The sequence below is a fragment of the Mycobacterium sp. 3-98 genome, assembly GCF_035918355.1.
Classification (GTDB): Bacteria; Actinomycetota; Actinomycetes; order Mycobacteriales; family Mycobacteriaceae; genus Mycobacterium; species Mycobacterium intracellulare.
Map to the genome: position 1 here is coordinate 1,753,018 of NZ_CP142360.1, position 19,148 is coordinate 1,772,165.

Below are 19,148 nucleotides of genomic sequence, written 5' to 3' on the forward strand. Positions count from 1 at the left end.
ACCCACTTTGTCGCCTGGGCACTCACCGCGGCATTTCGTCGCGGGTCGGCGCGGGGGTCACCGGAATACGAGTTCCCCTATCGCGGCGCCCACCGCGAGCAGCCGCGCAAGCACGAAACCCGGCAAGGTGGGCGAGGATTCCCCGCCGGCGGGCTCGAGTTGGCTCCGATAGCATTGCGCCGCGCGGCGTTTGCGGCCCATCGCCCAACTCGGTGACGGCACCGCATAGGCCCGGTCCCACGGCACCGCAGGATCGGCGACGTGCGCCCAATGCCACATCAGCACCGGATATTCCAGCAGCGTCGTGCCGGTGCGGGCGCACGCCGCGGAGGCCGCGCGCCCGGCGGCTTCGTGATCGGGATGCCCGTCGCCCCGCCACGTCGCCGCACACCAGGTCGCCGGGCCGCCACCCTCGAGGATCTCCGCCAGCGTGTCGGCCAGCGTGTCCTCGTGATCGGTCAGCTCACCGTCGGGAAAACCCAGCGAGATCGGGCTGGGGACATTCAAAAGGCTGGCCGCCCGGCCCAATTCGTATCTGCGGATGGTTGCCATACGAAGTCGGTCCGTGACCGACACATCGGGCTGGGCAGCGCCGCCGTCGCTGACCGAGACCACCTGAACGTCAACCCCCAGCGCGGTCAGCTGCGTGGCCATCGCGCCCAGGCCGAGGGTTTCGTCGTCGGGATGCGGGGATACGACGATCAGCCGTCGGCACTCCGCCAGATCCAGTGTCGGCAGGGGACTTTCGGCGAAAGCGGCCAGCCACAACGGCACCGGTGTGCTGCCGTGGGTCAGCGGATCGGCCGCGAACGCGCAGTTGCCCGCCGGCGCGGTTTTCACGGCGCCCTCATCGCCTGCCTGCCCGCCAGCTGCCCGAGTTCGGCCAGGTCCCGCTCCGCATGGCTCTGCCGGATGTAGATGCTCAGGTCGGCGACCCGTTGAGCGTGCCGTCCGTCCTGGCACAGCGGGCCGGGACCCAGGGCCCGGCCGGTGCGCGTAATCGCTTCGTCGACAGCGTGTTCCACGACCGTGCGGACGCGGCGGGCCAGCAGTTGCGCGGTTCCGGATCGGTCGAACGGATCCGCGTCGACCTGCGCCGCGGCCTCGGCCAGCATCGCGTCACTGGCGGCCAGCGCGGCGTCCACCGCGCCCAGGTGCGCCAGCGAGTACGCGTCGGCGGATCGGCTTGCGGCGCAGCGGTATAGCGGGTCGGCGACCCTGCGTGCACCGCCGAGCCAACAGGCGGCGACACCGATTGCGCCGTGCCAGAAGCCCGGTCGATTCAGGTAGGCTCCGGGGTCACCCACGGCGACGGCCTGGGCGTTGGTGAACTGGACCGGCCTGGTGTCGCTGCCGGCCATCCCCGCGTTCCACCAGGTGCTGGGCAGGGCCTTGACGGCGGGGTCGGTCACGGTCACCGCGAACAGGCCTTGGGTCCCGTCCTCGAGCCGCGCCGTCACCAGCGCATGCGTGCAGAACCCGGCGCCCGCGCACCAGACCTTGGTGCCGTTCAGGGTGAACGCGCCGTCGGTGTCGGTTGCCGTCAACGCCGTGTCCGGCGCTTCGGCGGCCCACACGCCCCACAGCTGACCGGGGTCGGGGGGCTTGCCGCCCAACTCGTGCAGGATCGCGACCGCATCCACGTGGGACTCGGCGATCCTGGCCGCGACGATGTTGTCCTCGGCCAGCCGCGCCAGCCGCTGCCAGCGTTCGGCCGTGCGCCCCGACGCGGGCAGGGGAAGCTCGAGCCGTCCGGACTCGAGCCAGTGCTCGACCAGCCCCGCCGTCACGCCGGGCCGCCCACCGGGAGCGTTCCCCCTCGCCTGATGGGGTCGGGGGAGGGGGCCGAAATCACGACGGCCGCAGCATCGTATGAGCGTGGCACCGCGGTTGACATAACGGACGATTTCCCCGTTGCGCGCAAGTTAAACGGCCTTACGACCGTCCGTCGTCAGGTTGCCGGTCCGGCCCGCGGGGTATCACCTAATGCACCATGGAACCCCTCGACGCACATGCCGACGCAACCAGCTGCGCCTCGCGGTTGCGAGAGGCGCTGAGAGGCGCCGCCTCGGCGCTCAAGGAACATGGGCCGCGCTTCGCCCTGGCGGGCAGCTATGCGTTATGGGCTTACGGCGCACCGGAACCCAGCCACGACGTTGACCTCGTGGTGGCCGAGGCCGACGTGGAGACGGCGGTGGCCACCCTGACCAATGCGGGCTTCGCCATCGAACGTCCCCCGGAGGATTGGTTGTTCAAGGCCCGCACCGGCGACACGCTCGTCGACGTCCTGCATCGCATCAACGGCGTGCCCGTCGACGCCGCGACGCTGGATCAGGCCGAACAGCAGGAGGTCCTGGCGATCGGCATGCCGGTGCTGCCCCCGACCATGGTGCTCGTCCAGCAGTTGCGCTCCCTGGGGGAGCATCACTGCGACTTCGGCCGGTTGTTGCCGGCCGTGCGCGCGGTGCGTGAACGCCTGGACTGGCAGCGCATCGAGGCGGAGACCGCCGAAAACGATTACGCGGTCGCCTTCTTGGTGCTGGCCGACCGGCTCGGCCTGTCGCGTCAGTGATTACGCAGCTTGGCCACCAGCTTGTCCTTGGTCAGGCTCGAATAGCCTGACATGCCAAGCTCTTTGGCCCGCTTCTTCAGTTCCGGAACGGTCCAGTCCTGGTAAGACCCGGACTTGCCGCCCTTGCGGCCCACCGAGGACTTGCCCCGGCCGGCGGCCGCATTCGAAATCCGCGCGGCTTTCTCCTTGGAGTCGCCCTTCTTGCGCAGATCCTGGTACAGCTTCTCGTTCTTGATCGACGAACGCGGCATGATCCATCCTCCTGTCCACGATGAGACACCTTTTCAGTTATGCCCGCCCGGGCCGCGGGGAAAACACCGGCGCTAGGCCGGAACCGGGTCGGTGCGCCGTTGCCAGCAACGGTGTTGGGCGAGCGCGCCGGCGAATTCCTCGACGAAGCGATCGGGCAACTCGTCGGCGGCGGCCTTGGTGGTGATGACGGACTGGTCGTTGAGCACGTCGGTGTCCTCGGCGAGGCGGTTGGTGATACCGGCGGTGCGCAGCAGGTCGACGCCGGCGCCGTACGCCCCGATGGGCTTGAGATGCTTGTAGGCCTCGGTCACGAAGTGCACCGCATACCCGTCGTTGGACAGCGTCGCGATCGACCGCGGCCCGCACGCCACCACGACCGCGTCGTAGAGCACCGACGCCATCGTCGTGAAGGACCGGTCAACGGGCAGTTCGCCGCCGGACCCGCCCTCCAGCGTGCCGCCGGCCACCGGCGCCAACACCTCGACCACGGCCCCGCGCTGTCCCATCAGCTCGATAAAGCGCTGTGTCCCCACCACATCGACGCCGTTGGCGGCCAGCACGGCGACCTTGCGCGATTCGATGGTGTCGCCGGCGTCGGTGACCTGTGACAGCGCCGGTGAGGCGGTCACCGTGTCGACCTGCTCCTCGGGCGGCGCGGGAAGCCCCAGCTTCGCGGCCACCTGGGCGGCCAACTCGCCGTCGACCCGCGCGAGCTGTGCCACCACCGCCGAACGGATCTCGGGCATCTCCACCTTGCCGAGCTCGAAAGCGAACGCGGCGACGATGTGTTCGGCCTCCACGCGCGTCATGCTCATCCAGAACATCCGCGCCTGGCTGTAGTGATTCTCGAAGGACTCGGCCCGCTTACGCATGGTCTGCCCGTCGAGCCGCTGGGTGTAGTGCCGGAACACGTTCTCGTCGGCCAGCGCTGGGCAGCCGCCGCCGATGGTGTTCTTGTAGTAGCTGGAGCGGCCCTGCGGAATCGCGTGCTGTCCGTAGCCGTCGTGCTGGTTGGTCCGGACCTCGGCCACCGGCCGATTGATCGGCAGCTGGGCGAAGTTGGGGCCGCCCAGCCGGATCAGTTGGGTGTCCAGGTAGGAGAAGTTGCGGAACTGCAGCAGCGGATCGTTGGTGAAGTCGATGCCGGGCACCACGTTCGCCGTGTGGAACGCGACCTGCTCGGTCTCGGCGAAGAAGTTGTCCGGGTTGCGGTTGAGCACCATCTTGCCCACCGGGCGCACCGGAACCTGTTCCTCGGGAATGATTTTCGTCGCGTCGAGAAGATCGAAATCGAAGCTGAACTCGTCCTCCTCGGGCACGAGCTGGACGCCGAGCTCCCACTCCGGGTACTGGCCCGACTCGATGGCCTCCCACAGGTCGCGGCGGTTGTAATCGGGGTCTTTGCCGGCGATCTTTTGGCATTCGTCCCAGATCAGAGAGTGCACGCCGAGCCGCGGCTTCCAGTGGAACTTCACGAAAGTGCCCTCGCCGCGGTCGTTTACCAACCGGAAGGTGTGCACGCCGAAGCCCTGCATCATCCGGTAGCTACGCGGCAATGCCCGGTCCGACATCAGCCACATGATGGTGTGCAGCGTCTCGGGCTGCAGCGCCACGAAGTCCCAGAGCGTGTCGTGGGCCGACTGCGCCTGCGGAATCTCGTTGTGCGGCTCCGGTTTCACCGCGTGCACGAAATCGGGGAACTTGATGCCGTCCTGGATGAAGAACACCGGGAAGTTGTTGCCCACCAGGTCGTAATTGCCTTGTTCGGTGTAGAACTTGGTGGCGAAGCCGCGCACGTCGCGCACGGTGTCGGCCGAACCCCGCGAGCCGGCCACCGTGGAGAATCGCACGAACACCGGGGTCTGCAAGCCTGGAGTGGTCAAGAATCTCGCCGCGGTGTATTGCGCCAACGCGTCGTCGTAGGGTTCGAAATAGCCGTAGGCGCCGGCGCCCCGCGCGTGCACCACGCGCTCCGGGATGCGCTCGTGGTCGAAGTGAGTGATCTTCTCCCGGGCGTGAAAGTCCTCCAGCAGCGTCGGTCCCCGGTCACCGACCGACAGCGAATCGTCGGTGTGGTCGACGCGCACGCCCTGCTGGGTCGTCAGGTATCCGGTGTCCCGACGGAAGCGTGCGGAGTCCAGGTCGCGCTGCTTGGGATTCTGGTCGGTGGCCATGACTGCCTTTCTGGCTTGATTTGCTGTGATGGGCCGCTCAACGATCGCTCAACGATGTGGAGTACCACCGTCAAACCCGTGTAAAACGGCCCCAATCCGGCCCTATCCCTCCTTTCGAGGGTTGTCTACCATCGATGCGGGTAGACGGAAGTGGTGATTGCGGCGGCTAACGAAAACGGCGGGAATCGGGCGGCCCTGGAGTCCCGCCGGAGCGATGTTCGATGAATATCCCGCCTCCGGGGATCGGGATCGAGACGGAAACACGTCACGACACAACGATCCTGACGATGACAGGAGTGCTGGATAGCGCAAGCTATCTCACCATCCGTAACTCCGTGATCGCGACCGCGATCGACGAGCCCCATGCGGTGATTGTCGATATCGACCGTTTGCGCGCGTCCTCCGCTTCAGCCTGGACGGTGTTCAACAGCGCTCGTTGGCATGTCAGCGTGTGGCCGGACGTTCCGATATTGCTGGTGTGCGGACAGCTGACGGTGCGCCGGGCGATCGCCACGGCCGGGGTGGCCCGATATGTGCCGGTACATTCCACCCGGAAGCTCGCGCTGGAGGCTGTGCGCGATCAAACCTTCAAGGTCCGGCGACGGGCGCGCACCGAGCTTGCGCGATCCAGCGGCAGCATCGACCATGCACGTGGCTTGGTCACCGACCGGCTTACCAAATGGGACATCCGCGAAGTGGTCGCGGCCGCCGCCACGGTGGCGACCGTCTTTGTCGAGAATGCGCTCGACCACACCGAGAGCGCGCCGGTGTTGATCGTCGAGAACTATCGAGGCACCGTCACTGTCGCGGTCGAGGACGACAGTCCTCGCTTGCCCCGCCGGCGCGAAGCCGTCGACCGCCGTGCCGAGGTCGTCTCCGGTCTGGCGATCGTCTCCGCGGTATCGCGGGCGTGGGGCGCGGCCCCTACGTCGTCGGGCAAAACCGTCTGGGCATTGGTCGGGCGGGAAAACCGGCTCTGATATCGCCTCCGGCGTTTCACCAGGTCTCCTTGGGGCCGACAGGCGAAAGCCTGGCCAGGAAACGAAGCGCCGATCTGTTCGTTTCGCGGACGCCCGCAAGTGGTATGCCTCGTGATGTTGGGACGGATGGACGAGGCGCGCGGAGGGAACCGCGAGTGAAGATCGCAATTGTCAGCGGCGATGACGTGGTCGGGGAGGACCCCGAGCAGTTGGGCGTCGCATTGACGGCGCAGGGGCATGACGCGACCGTGTGCTTCCGGCGAAACGGTCCACGGCCTGCCAAGGCCACCGCCGGCGCCTGCCGCAGCGTGGCGGTTCCCGTTGGTCCGCGCGCCGCAGCCGACGCCATCGACGTGCTGCCTTACGTCGGGGACTGGGCGGCGAAACTCGAGCGCGTCTGGTCAAAAAAACAACCCGACGTCGTGCACGCATACGGGTGGCTCGGCGGATTGGCCGCCCAGCTGGCCGCCCGACGTCGGCGTGTCCCGGTCGTGCAGACGTTCTTAGGCCTCACCGCGGCCTCACGCGCCCACGACGCGGCCTCGGCGCGTAGGAGCGAACGCCAGCGCATCGAGCCGTTGTTGGCGCGCAGCGCCGCTTGGGCGACCGGCGAGAGCAGCGCCGAGGTCGACATGCTGGCCCAACTGCGCCACAGCCGGGCCCGGGTGTCCGCGCTGACCTGTGGAGTGGACTCCGAGCGATACACCCCTACCGGTCCTGAAATAGCCCGCGACGGGCTGCAGCGCATTCTCTGTGTCGCGCCGAATCCACTGCAGCATAACGGTTTTGACATTGCGATCAGCGCGCTGTCCCGGGTTCCGGGCGCCGAGGTGGTCATTGCGGAAACCGAGGCGACCAACACCGTGCACGACGACGCGCGGGCCCAGCTGCAGTATCTCGCCAAGGAATTCGGGGTCGCCGATCGTGTCCGCTTCGCGGGCACAATCCCCGGCAAGGAAATGCCGATGTGGGTCCGGTCCGCCGACATCATGGTGTGCACCCCTCGCGAACCGCTGCGCCCCTCGACCGCGTTGCAGGCCATGGCCAGTGGCGTGGTGGTGGTCGCCGCGACCGTCGGCGCCCTCGCCGACGTCGTCCTCGACGACATCACCGGCGTCGTACTGCCGCCCGAAAATCCGGTCGGCCTGGCCGCCGCGCTGAGACGGCTTCTCGCCCAGCGCTTTCAGTGCGAAAGCATGGGCGCGGCCGGGCGCAGCCGCGCACAGTCACGCTTCGCATGGGAGCGGATCGCGCTCGACGCGCTGAATGTCTACCAGAGCCTGGGCGCGCAAGGCCGGGCATCCACAGATCTGTCATCGACGGCGGCACGGTGATGCAATGACGAGGCTGCCCCCGGTCTTTCCTCCGAGCCGGCCATGACCACCGCGACCCGCGCGACCGCCAGTTTGCCCTCCGCGGAGCTCGTCGGTTCTGCGGGCGTACCGGCCGAGGAGACCCGGGCCGAGTACCGCCCCGCACGTCCCGAGCTCGGAGGTGAGCACGAGCACGGGGTCCAGCCAGTCGCGGTGGAATACAAGCAGTTTCGCGGCATCGATGCGCGGGCGGCGCGCCGGCTTTTCGCCGCCGCCTATCGGCCGGGCTGGCGGCTCTCCGGCTTCACCGGACACTGCGCGGTGTCGCATCGGCGCCGGGACACCGGATCGATGACGGTGGACGAGGTGGCGATCCAGGGTCGATTGACGCTCGAGATCCCGGCGGGCGACACCGTTGTCGTCATACAGCCGCGCGCGGGATCGTTGAGCGTCGCGGGCGGCCCCTCGGCGACCGCGGACTTCCCCATCCTCGTCGCGCACGGCATGTCGTGTGTATTGCACTGCAACGGGGCACGTTTCGATGTGGTTGTCCTCGCGGCGGAGGTGCTGCACGCGGTCGCCGCCGAATGGCACACGGCGCTGTCGCAACGGACCCAGTTCTTGAAGTGGCGACCACGTTCGCGTGCCGCCGTGCGGGCCTGGCATCGCGCGCTCGACTACGTGTTGACGACGTTGGCGTGTGCCGACACCGCCCAGCAACCGATGATCGCCGCGGGCATGGCCAACCTGTTGGCCGGCGCGCTGCTCGAGTGTTATCCATCCAATGTGACCGAGCAGGATCCGGGCGGCGACGGCACGCTGCCCGAAACGCTCAAGGAGGCGGTGTCTTTCATCCACCGTCACACCACCGAGGACATCGGCATCAACGATGTCGCGGCCGCGGTGCATCTGACCCCCCGGGCGGTCCAGTACCTGTTCCGCCGCCAACTCGACACCACACCCACCGAGTACATGCGCCGTGTCCGGCTGCGCCGCGCCCATCTAGAGCTGATCGCGGCGTCGGCGGGCACCTCGACCGTCACCGAAATCGCCCAGCGGTGGGGGTTCGCGCACACCGGGCGGTTCGCGGTGCTGTACCGGCAGACCTACGGGCAAAGCCCCCACACCACGCTGCGCCAGCAGACCCCGGCGTGACGGCCGCGCGATCAACCGCTCACCCGGTGCAGCAGTTGCTTCGCGGCATAGCGCCCACCGAGCACCGCGCCGGTCGCGGCGGCCGGAGCCGGGCGGATCCACGTCCGTACGTCGGTCAGCGCGATGTGGTACCCGAAGAGCCGGATTTCCCAAACCAATACCGAATGTCGGGATAAAATCGTCTCATCCTTAGCTGCGGCGACGGGGCCGTGTTCGAGGGGGGAGCGGCGCATGAGTGCTCGACGGGCGGTACGCGCTTTTGACCCGTTCCCCGAACGGCTGCCACCGAGCGAGACCCTGCCGGTCCGCGCGGCCGACGGCACCTGGCTGCACGCGGAGGTGTTCGGGCCTGCTGACGGTTATCCGATCGTCTTGACGCACGGCATCACGTGCGCGATCCGCGCGTGGGCCTACCAGATCGTCGACCTGGCCGGCGACTACCGGGTGATCGCGTTCGACCATCGCGGGCACGGCCGCAGCGGCGTACCGCGGGCCAAGGCGTACAGCCTCAAACACCTTGCGTCCGATCTGGATTCGGTGCTAGACGCGACGCTGGCGCCGCATGAACGGGCGGTGGTGGCCGGCCACTCGATGGGCGGCATCACGATCGCCGCGTGGTCGGAGCGCTACCGGCACAAGGTTCCGCGGCGCGCCGACGCCGTCGCGCTGATCAACACCACGAGCGGCGACCTGATTCGCAACGTGCAACTTCTCGCGGTGCCCCACGGGCTGTCGCCGGCGCGGGTGCTCGCCGGGCAGGCCCTCATCGGCGTCTTTGGTGGGTTTCCCGTCCCGGGTGCGGCCCGCATCCCGAGCCGTTATGTGGTCGCGATGCTGGCGACCGGGCGCGACGCCGACCCGAGCATCGCCCGCCTCGTCTACGAGCTCTTCGAGAACACGTCGCCGCGGGGGCGGGCCGGCTGCGCGCGGGCGCTGGTCACGTCGATGGGGTCCCGCTATCTCGACCTGAGCGGGCTGACGGTGCCGACGCTGGTCATCGGCAGCGAACGCGACCGGCTGACACCGATCAGCCAGTCCCGCCGGATCGCACGCGACGTGCCGAATCTGATCGGTCTGGTGGAGCTGCCCGGTGGGCACTGCTCGATGCTCGAGCACCCGCGCGAGGTGAGCCGCCAGCTGCGCACGCTGGCCGAAGCGGCGATCCACCAATCGGCGACCAGCCGGATCAGCTCATAGCAGCGCGGTGATCTCGGCGGCCGCACGCTGGCCGGACCTGATCGCCCCGTCGAGGAACCCGGTCCATTCGTCGGCGGTCTCGGTGCCCGCCCAGTGGATCGGGCCGACCGGTTCGCGCAGCCACCGCCCGAACCGCGTCCACGACCCCGGCGGCACCGCCGCGGTCGGGCCGCCCGGCGCGAATTCCTCTGCGCCCCAACGATGATCGACGTAGTCGAGCGGTTTGAGTGCGTCGTCACCGAAAAGCGTTGCAAAGCAACGTAACACGTCGCGACGGCGCTGGTCGCCGGGCAGTGAGTCGAACGCGCGGGCGTCGACGAAACCCATGAGGATGCCCGGACCGTCCGGGTGCGGGCTGACGTCGAACGTGATAAAAACGGGGCCCCGGTCGGACAGCGCCTGCCCGGAAAAGCCGTTGGCCCGCCAAAACGGCGTGGAATAGGCCGCGTACGCCTTGCTGAGCCGGCCCTGCGGCCAATGCCGGGCGAGCTGCTCGTACTCGGCGGGCAGCGGGGGAGTGAACTCGATCGAGGCGCGATGGGCCGGCGGGATCGCGACGATGACGAAGCCGGCCTCGGTCTCGCCGACATCGGTCGTCACGGTCACGCCCGCACCGTGGCGTTCGATGCGCCGCACCGGTGCGCCCAGCACCACCCGCGTGTCCAGTTCGGCGGCCGCGGCTTCGGCGATCTGTTGCGTGCCGCCGGGAAAGCGGTCCTGTTGGGCGCCGTCCTCGACGTCGAGCAGTCGGTCCAGGCCGCCGGCCGCGTGCGCGTAGCGGGCGGCGTGCAGCATCGACACGTCGTCGGGCTCGCACCCCCAGGTCACCCGCGCCACGATCGCCAGCAGGTCGCGCGACGAGGCGGTTGCCCGCACCGAGCGCAGCCAGCCGCCGAGCGACAGGCCGTCGAGTTCGCGCGCCCGGCGGGCGTCCCACGGGGCCGCCAGCGGGACGCCGCGGGCGATCCGGTCGAACTGCCAGCGCAGCCGGCCGATGTCCAGCAGCCCGGTCAGGGACAGCTTGGGAATGGTGCCGCGATACGCGTGCGTCCAGCCGCGCCAGTGGATCAGGTTCTTGCCGTCGTGGTGCGTGGGCGTGGTGGGGACGTCGAGTTCGGCCGCCATCGCCAGCACGGCGTCTTGGGTCGGCCCGACGAAAGTGCCGCCCAGATCGGCCGGCAATCCGGCGACGCTGCCGGTCAGCGACCGCCCACCGACCCGGTCGCGGCCCTCGAAGACCACCACGTCGTGGCCCTGCCGGTTCAGCTCGCGCGCGGCGGCCAGCCCGGCAAAGCCCGCTCCGACCACCACGACGTCGACGATCCGGGGCGGCTGTGACACGCGGTCTAGTGAACCGCATTTCTGCGAGTTGCAGGGCGAAATCGTGAAGCGCGGACCGGTTACGGCGCGACCGTCAGCCAGTCCTTGAATCCCGACGGGTCGTGGCGGCCCAGCGCGCCGTGCTCGTAGAGGCCCCAGCCCTCCACTGGTGGCTTGTCGCCGTCGCGGCACAGCGCCCGGCCGACATGGTCGATCACGCCGAACCCCGCGCGCGCGACGATCGCCGGGTCCGTCATGTCGTAGGTCAGCCGCTCGGCGAACTTCTCGCCCTTCCACATGCCGTGTATCCAGTCGGAATCGCCGCCGTAGCCGCCGCCGACGTGAATGGGGACCGGCAGCTTGGACTCCACGTCGAAGTGGACCTCGGTGCCGTCGGGGGAGGTGGCCTCGATGGTCGCGCCGGTCGGGATGCGGGTGCCCGAGCGGTAGTGGATCTTGACCCGCGGCCAGCCGAGCTGCTCGACGCGGCCGTCGCGCCAGATCCGGGTGCAGTCGTTGAGCGAACGGAACCCGTTGGGCTCCTCCTGAATGATCAGGACGATCGCGAAATCGTCGAAGGCCATGGGCACATAGAGCCACCACATGCCCTCGAACGGCGGGTCGGCGGGCCGGCCGGCGGGCTCGGCCTCGCCGATCGGGCGGATGCCCCAGGACCGGTCGCGGCTGCCCAGCCAGGTGTTGGGGTCGACGGTGATTTCCTCCCCGTCGACGACGATGTGGCCGCTCCAGCTGCCGAGTTGCGCGAAACGCTGTGCGTCCAGCGTCACCCGGTTGCCCGAACGCAGGATGTGCGGCTGCTCCTGGACGACGTCGAACAACCCCTTCCAGGTGAGATCGGCTGCGATGCCTTCGGTTTCGTCGAGCACGATGCGCAGCCGGTGCAGCGGTTCGATGACCTCGACGCGATAGCCGTTGACGTGCTGGTTGAGCCGGTCCTGATCGATGGCGTCCGAGACGTGCACGGCGGTCTGGGTGTCCCCCCGCCTGACGAGCAGGAACGCGTCCTTGACCCCGAGGTTGGGGTAGTAGCCGATGCCGCTGATGACGAAGATGTTCCCGGTGCGGTCGTGGGCGTTGAAGTAGGAGCGGTCGTAGAAGTTGCGGTCCGAGGAGCCCGGCCACGCGATCGGCTGGGGGATCTGATGTACCGGGTATTCGTCGAGCGGTCCGAGCATTACTGGTCCTCTCCGATCAAACGTCGCATCAATCCGGCGTGGTAGAACAGCGATTCGACATCGTCGGGCTTTTCGGTCTCGCCGAAGTGCACGCGCCGCGCGCCGGTGCGCATGAACACGCACGCCCACATGACGCCCGAGTACACGTAAAACCAGTGCAGATCGCCAACTTCGACGCCGGCCAGGCGCGCGTAGGTCGCGCGCACGTCCTCCTCGCGCATCACCTCCGGCAACCCCGGCAGCATCGCCAGGCCGGCGAGTTCTTGAAAGACCATGTGCGCGAATATCATCCACGCCACATCCAGCTCGCGCGGGCCCAGCGTCACCATTTCCCAGTCCAGCACCGCCACGGGCGCGAAGTCTTTGTACAAAACGTTGCCGACGCGCGCGTCGCCCCACAGCAGCACCGGCTCGGCGGCGGCCGTCTCGGCCGGCCAGTTGGCCTCCAGCCAGTCGAAGGTGCGTTCCAATAGCGGCGATCGCCCGATGTCGGGCACGGCGAAGTCATACCAGGACCGCACCCAATTGAAGTGCTTGCGCAGCGCGGTGTCCCCGATTTGTCCCTCGGTGAGGAAGCCAAAGGTGTTCTGCGCGTCGGGAATCGAGTGCAGCGAAGCCAAGACGCCGACGGTGGCGTCTTGCAGTTCGCGCTGCCGTTCGGCGGGCGCGTCGGCGAACCAGTTGCCGCCGAACGTGTAGGGCATGACGTCGGGCGGCACCTCCCCGTCGACGTAGTCCATCACGAAGAACGGTGTGCCCAGGACGTCACCGGTGTTCTCCAGCCACCGCACCCGGGGCACGGGCACGTCGGTGAGTTCGCCGACCTTGCGGATGACGTCGAATTGGTGGTCGAGCCGGTAGGTCGGGAAGACCTGCACGTCCTCGGCGGTGGGCGCCACCCGCGCCACCAGCTTTTTCTCGGTCGGTTGCCCGTCCTGCTGCCAGCGGACGGTCAAGATGATGGTTTCCGACGACATGCCCGTCGAATCCACGCCGCTTTCGACGGTCACCTCGGGTTTTGCGCCGTCGGGCAGTACGGTGGAGAGCCAGCGCGACATCACCGTCGGCAACGTGGTGACGTCGCGGCTGGAGCGCTGCAGCCGGTCGACGTTGTCGACTGCCGGTTCAGTGGCCACGGGGAGTGCCTCCATCCTTTGAGACTTTTTCGCGGCAATTACGATACGGTAGGTAGCGTTATGAAAGCAGACCCGTCCGGCCTTGACAAGGCCCCCGGCGCCGGCCGCCCGCGCGATCCGCGTATCGACTCGGCCATCCTATCGGCGACCGCGGAACTGCTTGTCCAAACGGGCTATTCAAACATCAGTCTGGCCGCGGTGGCCGAGCGCGCCGGCACCACGAAGTCGGCGCTGTACCGGCGGTGGTCCAGCAAGGCCGAGCTGGTGCATGAGGCGGCCTTCCCCGTGGCCCCCACCGCGCTGGAGGCGCCGGCCGGGGATATCGCCGCCGATACGCGGATGATGATCGAGGCCGCCCGCGACGTGTTCACCACCCCGGTGGTGCGCGCCGCGCTGCCCGGCCTGGTGGCCGACATGACGGCCGATCCCGCGCTCAACGCGCGGGTGATGTCGCGATTCGTGGACTTGTTCGCCGCGGTGCGGGTGCGGCTGCGCGAGGCCGTCGACCGGGGCGAAGCCCATCCCGACGTGGATCCGGATCGCTTGATCGAGTTGATTGGGGGAGCGACGATGCTGCGGATGCTGCTGCGCCCGGAGGAAGAGCTCGACGACGCGTGGGTGGAGCAGACCACGGCCATCGTCGTGCACGGCGTGCGGCGATGACGGGCCGGCTCGCCGGGCGCGCCGCGATCGTCACCGGTGCCAGCCGCGGCCTCGGTCGAGCGATCGCGTTGGCGCTGGCCGCCGAGGGCGCGGCGGTGGCGGTCGCCGGGCGCACCGAAGAGGTCTGGGATGACCGGCTGCCGGGAACGATCGGTGAGACGGTCGCCGGCATCGAGGCCGCGGGCGGACGCGCCGTCGCGGTGCGCGCCGATCTGACCGACCGCGACGAGATCGCCCGGCTGGTGGACTCGGCGCGAGATGCGTTGGGCCCGATCGCGATTCTGGTCAACAATGCGGCCTTCACCGCGCCCGGCCGCCCGCCGGCGCCCGGCGGCGAACCGCGCCCCAAGCCCGCCAAACCGCCGAGCGGCGCCGCCAAGCCCGGCTGGCCGGGGTTCGTCAGTACGCCCTTGCACGCGTATCGCCGGCATTTCGACATCGCGGTGTTCGCGGCTTACGAGCTGATGCAGCTGGTGTGCCCCGACATGATCGAGGCGGGTGGCGGGTCGATCATCAACATCACCTCGGTCGCGTCGCGACTGCCCGGTGATGGCCCGTACGCCGACCGCAGCGGCGGTGTGCTGCCCGGGTACGGTGGGTCCAAGGCGGCGCTCGAGCATCTAACCCAATGCGCGGCATTCGATCTCACCGACCACAACATCGCGGTCAACGCGCTGTCGCCGTCCAAGCCGATCCTCACACCGGGGCTTTCCTACTACGCCCGCAACTTCGACGACACCGCGTCCGCGGATGAATTCGCCCGCGCTGCAGTGGAATTGGCGCTCGTCGACCCCGGCAAGGTCACCGGACGCACCATCGGGCACCTACAAGTGCTCGACGGCAGTTTCCGGCCGTTCGCGCTGGACTGAGCCGGGGCGGTCGATCGCACTCCGGCGAAGCCTGGACCACGCCACCGACGCTATCGAACGCCAGTCCTGGCCCTAGGGCCGCCTGACGTGCAAGTATGAGCAAAGCCAGTGCCGCAACGGCGGCAGGCAACCGGTTGAGTGGTGTGCCCATGCCTGGTATGGATAAGCCGACAGGGCGGGTCGTGGCCCTGATCGTTCTCCTACTCGTGGTCGCGGCCGCCCTGCGCGGGTATTTCCCGGCTCAGCAGCATGCGGCCCGCAGCGAGTCGGGGGGCCGGGCGGCCATGGTGTTCGTGGTCGCCATCCTGGCGGCGACGCTGGCCTTGGTCGCGATCGCGGTCGTCGCGCGGTTGCGAGACCCCCGTGCACCCGCGCCGTCCGCCGGGGCGCTGTCCGACATGCTGGGCACCGGGAGGGGCCGACCGAGCTGGCGGGTGTTGCTGGTCGGCCTCGCGGTGATCGTCGCGTGGCTGCTGATCGTGATGCTGCTGAGCAGGCTCCTGGCGCCCCACGGCATCGGCCCGGCTCCCTCCCCATCCGAGACCGGCGGCCAGCCGCCGTCGGGGCATGGCGGCTCGCCGCCACCACCGCAGCAGCAGCACCGGCCGCGCGACGGTTCCCAGAGCATGCTCGGCGTGCTGCTCGCCAGCACGGCCGCGATGTTGTTCGTGATCGTCGCCGGAACGGTCGCCACGGCGAGGCGACGGCAGCACCCGATCGCACTCCGCATCGCCGACGAGCCGGCCGAATCCCCGGCGGCCGCGGCGCCGCCGCGGTCGCTGGCGCGGGCCGCCGAGCGTGGGCTGGCGGAGATGACGGACCTCAGCCGCGAGCCGCGCGAGGCGATCATCGCCTGCTACGCCGCGATGGAACGCGAACTCGCGCATGTTCCCGGGGCCGTCCCCCAGGACTTCGATACCCCCTCCGAGGTGTTGGCCCGTGCGGTCGAACGCCATGCCCTGCATGCCGATAACGCCGTACAACTGGTGAACCTGTTCACCGAGGCGCGGTTCAGTCCGCACGTGATGAACGAGGGACACCGCGACGTGGCGGTGCGCGTGCTTCGATTGGTCCTCGACGAACTCCGATCGCTGAGCGTCGCATGAAAAAGACCGCGACCCTCGGGGTTTGCCTCATCATCGCCATCGAACTGCTGACGCTGACGCAGCATGACCGCCGACTCGTGTTGGCGGCCTCCGGTATCGGGCTGGCCGTGGTACTGCTCGGCCTGCGGCGCACGCTGGGACGCGGGCCCGAGGCCGGCACCGAGCCCGAGGCCGACGACATCGGGGATTCGTTGCGCCGCTGGCTTTCCACCACCGAGACGACCATCCGCCGGTCGGAGGCCACCCGGGCGGACTGGGACCGGCATCTGCGCCCGATGCTGGCCCGACGGTACGAAATCGCCACGGGCCAACGGCAAGCCAAAGATCCCGCCGCCTTCCACGCGACCGGCCGAATGCTCTTTGGTGTCGAGCTGTGGGACTGGGTCAACCCCAACAACGTCATCCGCAACGGTGACCGCCAGCCGGGGCCGGGCCGGGCGGCACTGGAAGAGATTCTGCGAAAGTTGGAGCAGGTATGACAGGGGGCGCGATCCAGAAATGACGCTGCCGGCAGCAACCACGACCGCACACTGCGAGGCGATCCTCGACGAAATAGAACGCGTGGTGGTGGGCAAGCGCGCCGCGCTCAAGCTCATCCTGACCGCCGTTCTCGCGCGCGGTCACATCCTCATCGAGGACCTGCCGGGCCTGGGCAAGACGCTGATCGCGAGATCCTTTGCGGCCGCGCTGGGGCTGCAATTCACCCGTGTGCAGTTCACCCCCGACCTGCTGCCGGCGGACCTGCTCGGGTCGACGATCTACGACATGCAGTCGGGGCGCTTCGCGTTCCGGCCCGGACCGATCTTCACCAACCTGTTGCTCGCCGACGAGATCAATCGCACGCCACCGAAAACCCAGGCGGCGCTGCTGGAGGCGATGGCCGAACGACAGGTCAGCATCGACGGCGAAACACACCAGCTGTCACGGCCTTTCATCGTTCTGGCCACCGACAACCCGATCGAGTACGAGGGCACGTATCCGCTGCCCGAGGCGCAGCTCGACCGATTCGCGATCCGGCTGGAACTGCGGTATCTCTCCGAACGCGACGAGACCTCGATGTTGCGGCGGCGCCTCGAACGCGGATCGGCCGAGCCGACCGTCAATCAGGTCGTGGACGCGCACGACCTGCTGGCGATGCGGGAATCGGTCGAGCAGGTGACCGTGCACGAAGACGTCCTGCACTACGTGGTCTCGCTGGCCAACGCGACGCGGCACCACCCGCAGGTCGCGGTCGGGGCCAGCCCGCGCGCCGAACTCGACCTGGTCCAGCTCGCCCGCGCCCGCGCGCTGCTGCTCGGCCGCGACTACGTGATCCCCGAGGACGTCAAGGCGCTCGCCACCGCGGCGGTCGCGCACCGCATCACCTTGCGCCCGGAGATGTGGGTGCGAAAGATCCAGGGCGCCGACGTCATCGGGGAGCTGCTGCACCGGCTGCCGGTGCCGCGCACCGGCGCGAGCCCGGGGGACACCGGATGAGTCCGGCGTGACGCAGGGCCGCGAGATCGAGTTTCGCTGGCGCGCATCGGGATTGACGCGCGCGGTTGCCACCTGCGCGGGGTTCGCGATGGCCGCGGCCGTCATCGGCGCCCGGTGGCAGCTGATCGCGTTCGCGGCGCCGCTGCTCGGCGTGCTGTGTTCGATCAGCTGGCAGCGGCGGGTGCCGGAAATTCGCGTGCACGGCGAGCCCGACGCCCAGCGATGCTTCGAAAGCGAGCAGGCGCACCTGCGGGTGTGGATCAGCGGGGAAGAACAAGGGTTGTCGGCCGCCCGGCTCACGGTCCCGGACGTGGAGGGGATGGAGCTCGAGATCGCCGATGCCGATGCGGGCCGGGCGAAGACGGTCGCGGCCACGGCGCAGCGCTGGGGACGGTACCGGATCGCGGCCCGCGTCGAGGTGATCGCACGCGGTGGGCTGCTCACCGGCACCGGCGTTGTCGACGCCGCCGAGGTCATCGTGTTTCCGCTGACGCCGCCGCAGGCCACGCCCATCCCGCAGATCGAGTTGCTCGACCGGCTGGGCGCCCACCTGACCCGGCACGTCGGCCCCGGGGTGGAATACGCCGACATTCGTCCCTACGTGCCGGGAGACCAACTGCGCGCGGTGAATTGGCCGGTGAGCGCGCGCCGCGGCCAGCTGCACGTCACGGAGCGGTTGACCGACCGCGCGGCGGACGTGGTCATGCTGATCGACGGGTATCGGCAGCCGGCGGGTCCGGCGACGGCAGCCACCGAACGGGTCGTCCGGGGCGCGGCGCAAGTGGTGCAAACCGCCCTGCGGCACGGTGATCGGGCCGGGATCGTCGCGCTCGGGGGCAACCGTCCGCGCTGGCTCGGCGCCGACATCGGGCAGCGCCAGTTCTATCGGGTGCTCGACACCGTGCTCGGTGCCGGTGACCGATTCGAGCGCACCACGGGCACGCTGGCGCCGCGCGCGGCGGTGCCTGCCGGGGCGATCGTCATCGCGTTCTCCACGCTGCTCGACACCGAATTCGCGCTCGCCCTCATCGATCTGCGGAGGCGGGGCCATGTCGTGTTGGCCGTGGACATCCTCGACAGTTCGCCATTCGAAGACGATCAGGATCCGTTGGTCGATCGGATGTGGGCGCTGCAGCGCTCCTCGATGTATCGCGACATGGCCACCGTCGGCGTGGACATCGTGTCGTGGCGGGGCGACAGCGGTCTCGAGCAGTCGATGGGTGTGCTGCCCGATCGCCGCCGCCGGGTGCGCGGGAGGCTGCGTGGATAGCGGTGGTGCGGGCGCGCTGGGTCGGCTGGGCTCGCCCGCGTTCGCGACCGGGTTCGGTCTGCTCATGGTGGGATCGGCGGCCGGGGGCTCGCACGGTTTCGCCGTGGCCGCGTGGGTGGCGGCCCTGGTTTCGGTGGGTGCGGGGACGGTATTCCGGTTCGCCGCAACGGTTGCCGTGCTGCTGGCGGTCGTGACGGTCACGCTGTCCGATCCGCCGGTCGTGTTCGTCGCGCTGTCCGGATTGTGCGCGACCGCCTACCTGGTGTGCCGCCATGCGGCCGGCGCGGCCGCCCCGGTGGTGCTGAGCAGCTGGCCGACGGCCGTTGCCGCGGTGGGGTTTACGTTCGCCGGGTTGGTCGCAACGTCGTTCCCGTTGCAGTTGCCGTGGTTGCCGTTGGCCGCCCCGCTGGGTGCGCTGGTGATCTACCTGCTGGCGATCCGGCCGTTCTTGGCCTGAGCGCCGACGTCG

20 protein-coding genes are annotated in these 19,148 nt (G+C 69.0%); 12 read left to right on the forward strand and 8 right to left on the reverse strand.

What is annotated here, in order from left to right; all coding sequences use genetic code 11:
• Window positions 1–57 precede the first annotated feature (57 nt).
• Both QGN30_RS08565 and QGN30_RS08570 read right to left on the reverse strand, forming a co-directional pair.
• Entirely contained in the window at window positions 58–840 is a 783-nt protein-coding gene (locus QGN30_RS08565; protein WP_038537277.1) for a PIG-L deacetylase family protein, read from the reverse strand.
• A complete protein-coding gene (locus QGN30_RS08570; RefSeq protein WP_095562865.1) occupies window positions 837–1,790 on the reverse strand; it encodes an acyl-CoA dehydrogenase family protein in 954 nt (317 codons plus the stop codon). Before QGN30_RS08570 ends, QGN30_RS08565 begins: the two co-directional genes overlap by 4 nt.
• A 203-nt stretch (window positions 1,791–1,993) precedes the next feature.
• On the opposite strand from QGN30_RS08570, the gene QGN30_RS08575 reads away from it, so the two are divergent.
• Window positions 1,994–2,572, forward strand: coding sequence for a nucleotidyltransferase family protein (locus QGN30_RS08575; protein ID WP_009957454.1), 579 nt, complete (start codon window positions 1,994–1,996; stop codon window positions 2,570–2,572).
• Here QGN30_RS08575 and QGN30_RS08580 read toward each other — a convergent pair.
• Both QGN30_RS08580 and QGN30_RS08585 read right to left on the reverse strand, forming a co-directional pair.
• Window positions 2,566–2,823, reverse strand: a complete 258-nt coding sequence (locus QGN30_RS08580) for a DUF7218 family protein (protein ID WP_008259505.1) — start codon at window positions 2,821–2,823, stop codon at window positions 2,566–2,568. The two genes, QGN30_RS08575 and QGN30_RS08580, sit on opposite strands and share 7 nt — an antisense overlap.
• Before the next feature lie 72 nt (window positions 2,824–2,895).
• On the reverse strand, window positions 2,896–4,998 hold the full coding sequence (locus QGN30_RS08585) for a catalase (protein WP_009957455.1): 2,103 nt from the start codon (window positions 4,996–4,998) through the stop codon (window positions 2,896–2,898).
• Window positions 4,999–5,219: 221 nt separating this feature from the next.
• Between QGN30_RS08585 and QGN30_RS08590 the strand changes: the two genes are divergently transcribed.
• The 3 genes from QGN30_RS08590 (at window position 5,220) to QGN30_RS08600 (ending at window position 8,446) form a co-directional block, all read left to right on the forward strand.
• Window positions 5,220–5,978: an STAS domain-containing protein gene (locus tag QGN30_RS08590; RefSeq protein ID WP_014380863.1), complete on the forward strand. Its 759-nt coding sequence runs from the start codon at window positions 5,220–5,222 to the stop codon at window positions 5,976–5,978.
• 155 nt (window positions 5,979–6,133) lie between these two features.
• On the forward strand, window positions 6,134–7,312 hold the full coding sequence (locus tag QGN30_RS08595; protein ID WP_014380862.1) for a glycosyltransferase: 1,179 nt from the start codon (window positions 6,134–6,136) through the stop codon (window positions 7,310–7,312).
• A 42-nt stretch (window positions 7,313–7,354) separates the two neighbouring features.
• On the forward strand, window positions 7,355–8,446 hold the full coding sequence (locus tag QGN30_RS08600) for a helix-turn-helix domain-containing protein (protein ID WP_014380861.1): 1,092 nt from the start codon (window positions 7,355–7,357) through the stop codon (window positions 8,444–8,446).
• A gap of 11 nt (window positions 8,447–8,457) precedes the next feature.
• Here QGN30_RS08600 and QGN30_RS08605 read toward each other — a convergent pair whose 3' ends face one another.
• Window positions 8,458–8,679: a hypothetical protein gene (locus QGN30_RS08605; protein WP_134770484.1), complete on the reverse strand. Its 222-nt coding sequence runs from the start codon at window positions 8,677–8,679 to the stop codon at window positions 8,458–8,460.
• On the opposite strand from QGN30_RS08605, the gene QGN30_RS08610 reads away from it, so the two are divergent.
• Window positions 8,678–9,643: an alpha/beta fold hydrolase gene (locus tag QGN30_RS08610; protein ID WP_014380859.1), complete on the forward strand. Its 966-nt coding sequence runs from the start codon at window positions 8,678–8,680 to the stop codon at window positions 9,641–9,643. The two genes, QGN30_RS08605 and QGN30_RS08610, sit on opposite strands and share 2 nt — an antisense overlap.
• Here the strand turns inward: QGN30_RS08610 and QGN30_RS08615 are convergent.
• Genes QGN30_RS08615 through QGN30_RS08625 form a run of 3 tightly spaced genes read right to left on the reverse strand, consistent with a single transcriptional unit; the run spans window position 9,638 to window position 13,295 of the window.
• Window positions 9,638–10,984: a flavin monoamine oxidase family protein gene (locus QGN30_RS08615; protein ID WP_009957462.1), complete on the reverse strand. Its 1,347-nt coding sequence runs from the start codon at window positions 10,982–10,984 to the stop codon at window positions 9,638–9,640. The two genes, QGN30_RS08610 and QGN30_RS08615, sit on opposite strands and share 6 nt — an antisense overlap.
• 59 nt (window positions 10,985–11,043) lie before the next feature.
• Window positions 11,044–12,159: a hypothetical protein gene (locus QGN30_RS08620; RefSeq protein ID WP_009957463.1), complete on the reverse strand. Its 1,116-nt coding sequence runs from the start codon at window positions 12,157–12,159 to the stop codon at window positions 11,044–11,046.
• Entirely contained in the window at window positions 12,159–13,295 is a 1,137-nt protein-coding gene (locus QGN30_RS08625) for a phosphotransferase family protein (protein WP_009957464.1), read from the reverse strand. The genes QGN30_RS08620 and QGN30_RS08625 overlap by 1 nt, the downstream gene beginning before the upstream one ends.
• Window positions 13,296–13,355: 60 nt before the next feature.
• Between QGN30_RS08625 and QGN30_RS08630 the strand changes: the two genes are divergently transcribed.
• The 7 genes from QGN30_RS08630 to QGN30_RS08660 all read left to right on the forward strand — a co-directional run bounded on the left by QGN30_RS08630 (window position 13,356) and on the right by QGN30_RS08660 (window position 19,136).
• Window positions 13,356–13,958 carry a TetR/AcrR family transcriptional regulator gene (locus QGN30_RS08630; RefSeq protein ID WP_008259472.1) on the forward strand — a complete coding sequence of 201 codons (603 nt, stop codon included), beginning with the start codon at window positions 13,356–13,358 and terminating at the stop codon, window positions 13,956–13,958.
• Complete coding sequence (locus QGN30_RS08635; protein ID WP_014380858.1) at window positions 13,955–14,827, forward strand: SDR family NAD(P)-dependent oxidoreductase; 873 nt, start codon at window positions 13,955–13,957, stop codon at window positions 14,825–14,827. Before QGN30_RS08630 ends, QGN30_RS08635 begins: the two co-directional genes overlap by 4 nt.
• A 158-nt stretch (window positions 14,828–14,985) precedes the next feature.
• A complete protein-coding gene (locus QGN30_RS08640; RefSeq protein ID WP_029384254.1) occupies window positions 14,986–15,933 on the forward strand; it encodes a DUF4129 domain-containing protein in 948 nt (315 codons plus the stop codon).
• Window positions 15,930–16,412, forward strand: coding sequence for a hypothetical protein (locus tag QGN30_RS08645; protein ID WP_009952990.1), 483 nt, complete (start codon window positions 15,930–15,932; stop codon window positions 16,410–16,412). The genes QGN30_RS08640 and QGN30_RS08645 overlap by 4 nt, the downstream gene beginning before the upstream one ends.
• Window positions 16,413–16,431: 19 nt before the next feature.
• Window positions 16,432–17,409: an AAA family ATPase gene (locus tag QGN30_RS08650; protein ID WP_009952989.1), complete on the forward strand. Its 978-nt coding sequence runs from the start codon at window positions 16,432–16,434 to the stop codon at window positions 17,407–17,409.
• Between the two features lie 7 nt (window positions 17,410–17,416).
• Window positions 17,417–18,679 carry a DUF58 domain-containing protein gene (locus tag QGN30_RS08655; protein WP_248923192.1) on the forward strand — a complete coding sequence of 421 codons (1,263 nt, stop codon included), beginning with the start codon at window positions 17,417–17,419 and terminating at the stop codon, window positions 18,677–18,679.
• Window positions 18,672–19,136, forward strand: a complete 465-nt coding sequence (locus tag QGN30_RS08660) for a hypothetical protein (protein WP_042792058.1) — start codon at window positions 18,672–18,674, stop codon at window positions 19,134–19,136. Before QGN30_RS08655 ends, QGN30_RS08660 begins: the two co-directional genes overlap by 8 nt.
• Window positions 19,137–19,148 lie beyond the last annotated feature (12 nt).

What these genes read in the sequence shown, in the direction of transcription:
- QGN30_RS08575 (WP_009957454.1), top strand. Translation starts at nt 1,994, where the DNA reads ATGGAACCCCTCGACGCACATGCCGACGCAACCAGCTGCGCCTCGCGG.
- QGN30_RS08580 (WP_008259505.1), bottom strand. Translation starts at nt 2,823, where the DNA reads ATGCCGCGTTCGTCGATCAAGAACGAGAAGCTGTACCAGGATCTGCGC.
- QGN30_RS08585 (WP_009957455.1), bottom strand. Translation starts at nt 4,998, where the DNA reads ATGGCCACCGACCAGAATCCCAAGCAGCGCGACCTGGACTCCGCACGC.
- QGN30_RS08590 (WP_014380863.1), top strand. Translation starts at nt 5,220, where the DNA reads ATGAATATCCCGCCTCCGGGGATCGGGATCGAGACGGAAACACGTCAC.
- QGN30_RS08600 (WP_014380861.1), top strand. Translation starts at nt 7,355, where the DNA reads ATGACCACCGCGACCCGCGCGACCGCCAGTTTGCCCTCCGCGGAGCTC.
- QGN30_RS08610 (WP_014380859.1), top strand. Translation starts at nt 8,678, where the DNA reads ATGAGTGCTCGACGGGCGGTACGCGCTTTTGACCCGTTCCCCGAACGG.
- QGN30_RS08605 (WP_134770484.1), bottom strand. Translation starts at nt 8,679, where the DNA reads ATGCGCCGCTCCCCCCTCGAACACGGCCCCGTCGCCGCAGCTAAGGAT.
- QGN30_RS08620 (WP_009957463.1), bottom strand. Translation starts at nt 12,159, where the DNA reads ATGCTCGGACCGCTCGACGAATACCCGGTACATCAGATCCCCCAGCCG.
- QGN30_RS08630 (WP_008259472.1), top strand. Translation starts at nt 13,356, where the DNA reads ATGAAAGCAGACCCGTCCGGCCTTGACAAGGCCCCCGGCGCCGGCCGC.
- QGN30_RS08635 (WP_014380858.1), top strand. Translation starts at nt 13,955, where the DNA reads ATGACGGGCCGGCTCGCCGGGCGCGCCGCGATCGTCACCGGTGCCAGC.
- QGN30_RS08640 (WP_029384254.1), top strand. Translation starts at nt 14,986, where the DNA reads ATGGATAAGCCGACAGGGCGGGTCGTGGCCCTGATCGTTCTCCTACTC.
- QGN30_RS08645 (WP_009952990.1), top strand. Translation starts at nt 15,930, where the DNA reads ATGAAAAAGACCGCGACCCTCGGGGTTTGCCTCATCATCGCCATCGAA.
- QGN30_RS08650 (WP_009952989.1), top strand. Translation starts at nt 16,432, where the DNA reads ATGACGCTGCCGGCAGCAACCACGACCGCACACTGCGAGGCGATCCTC.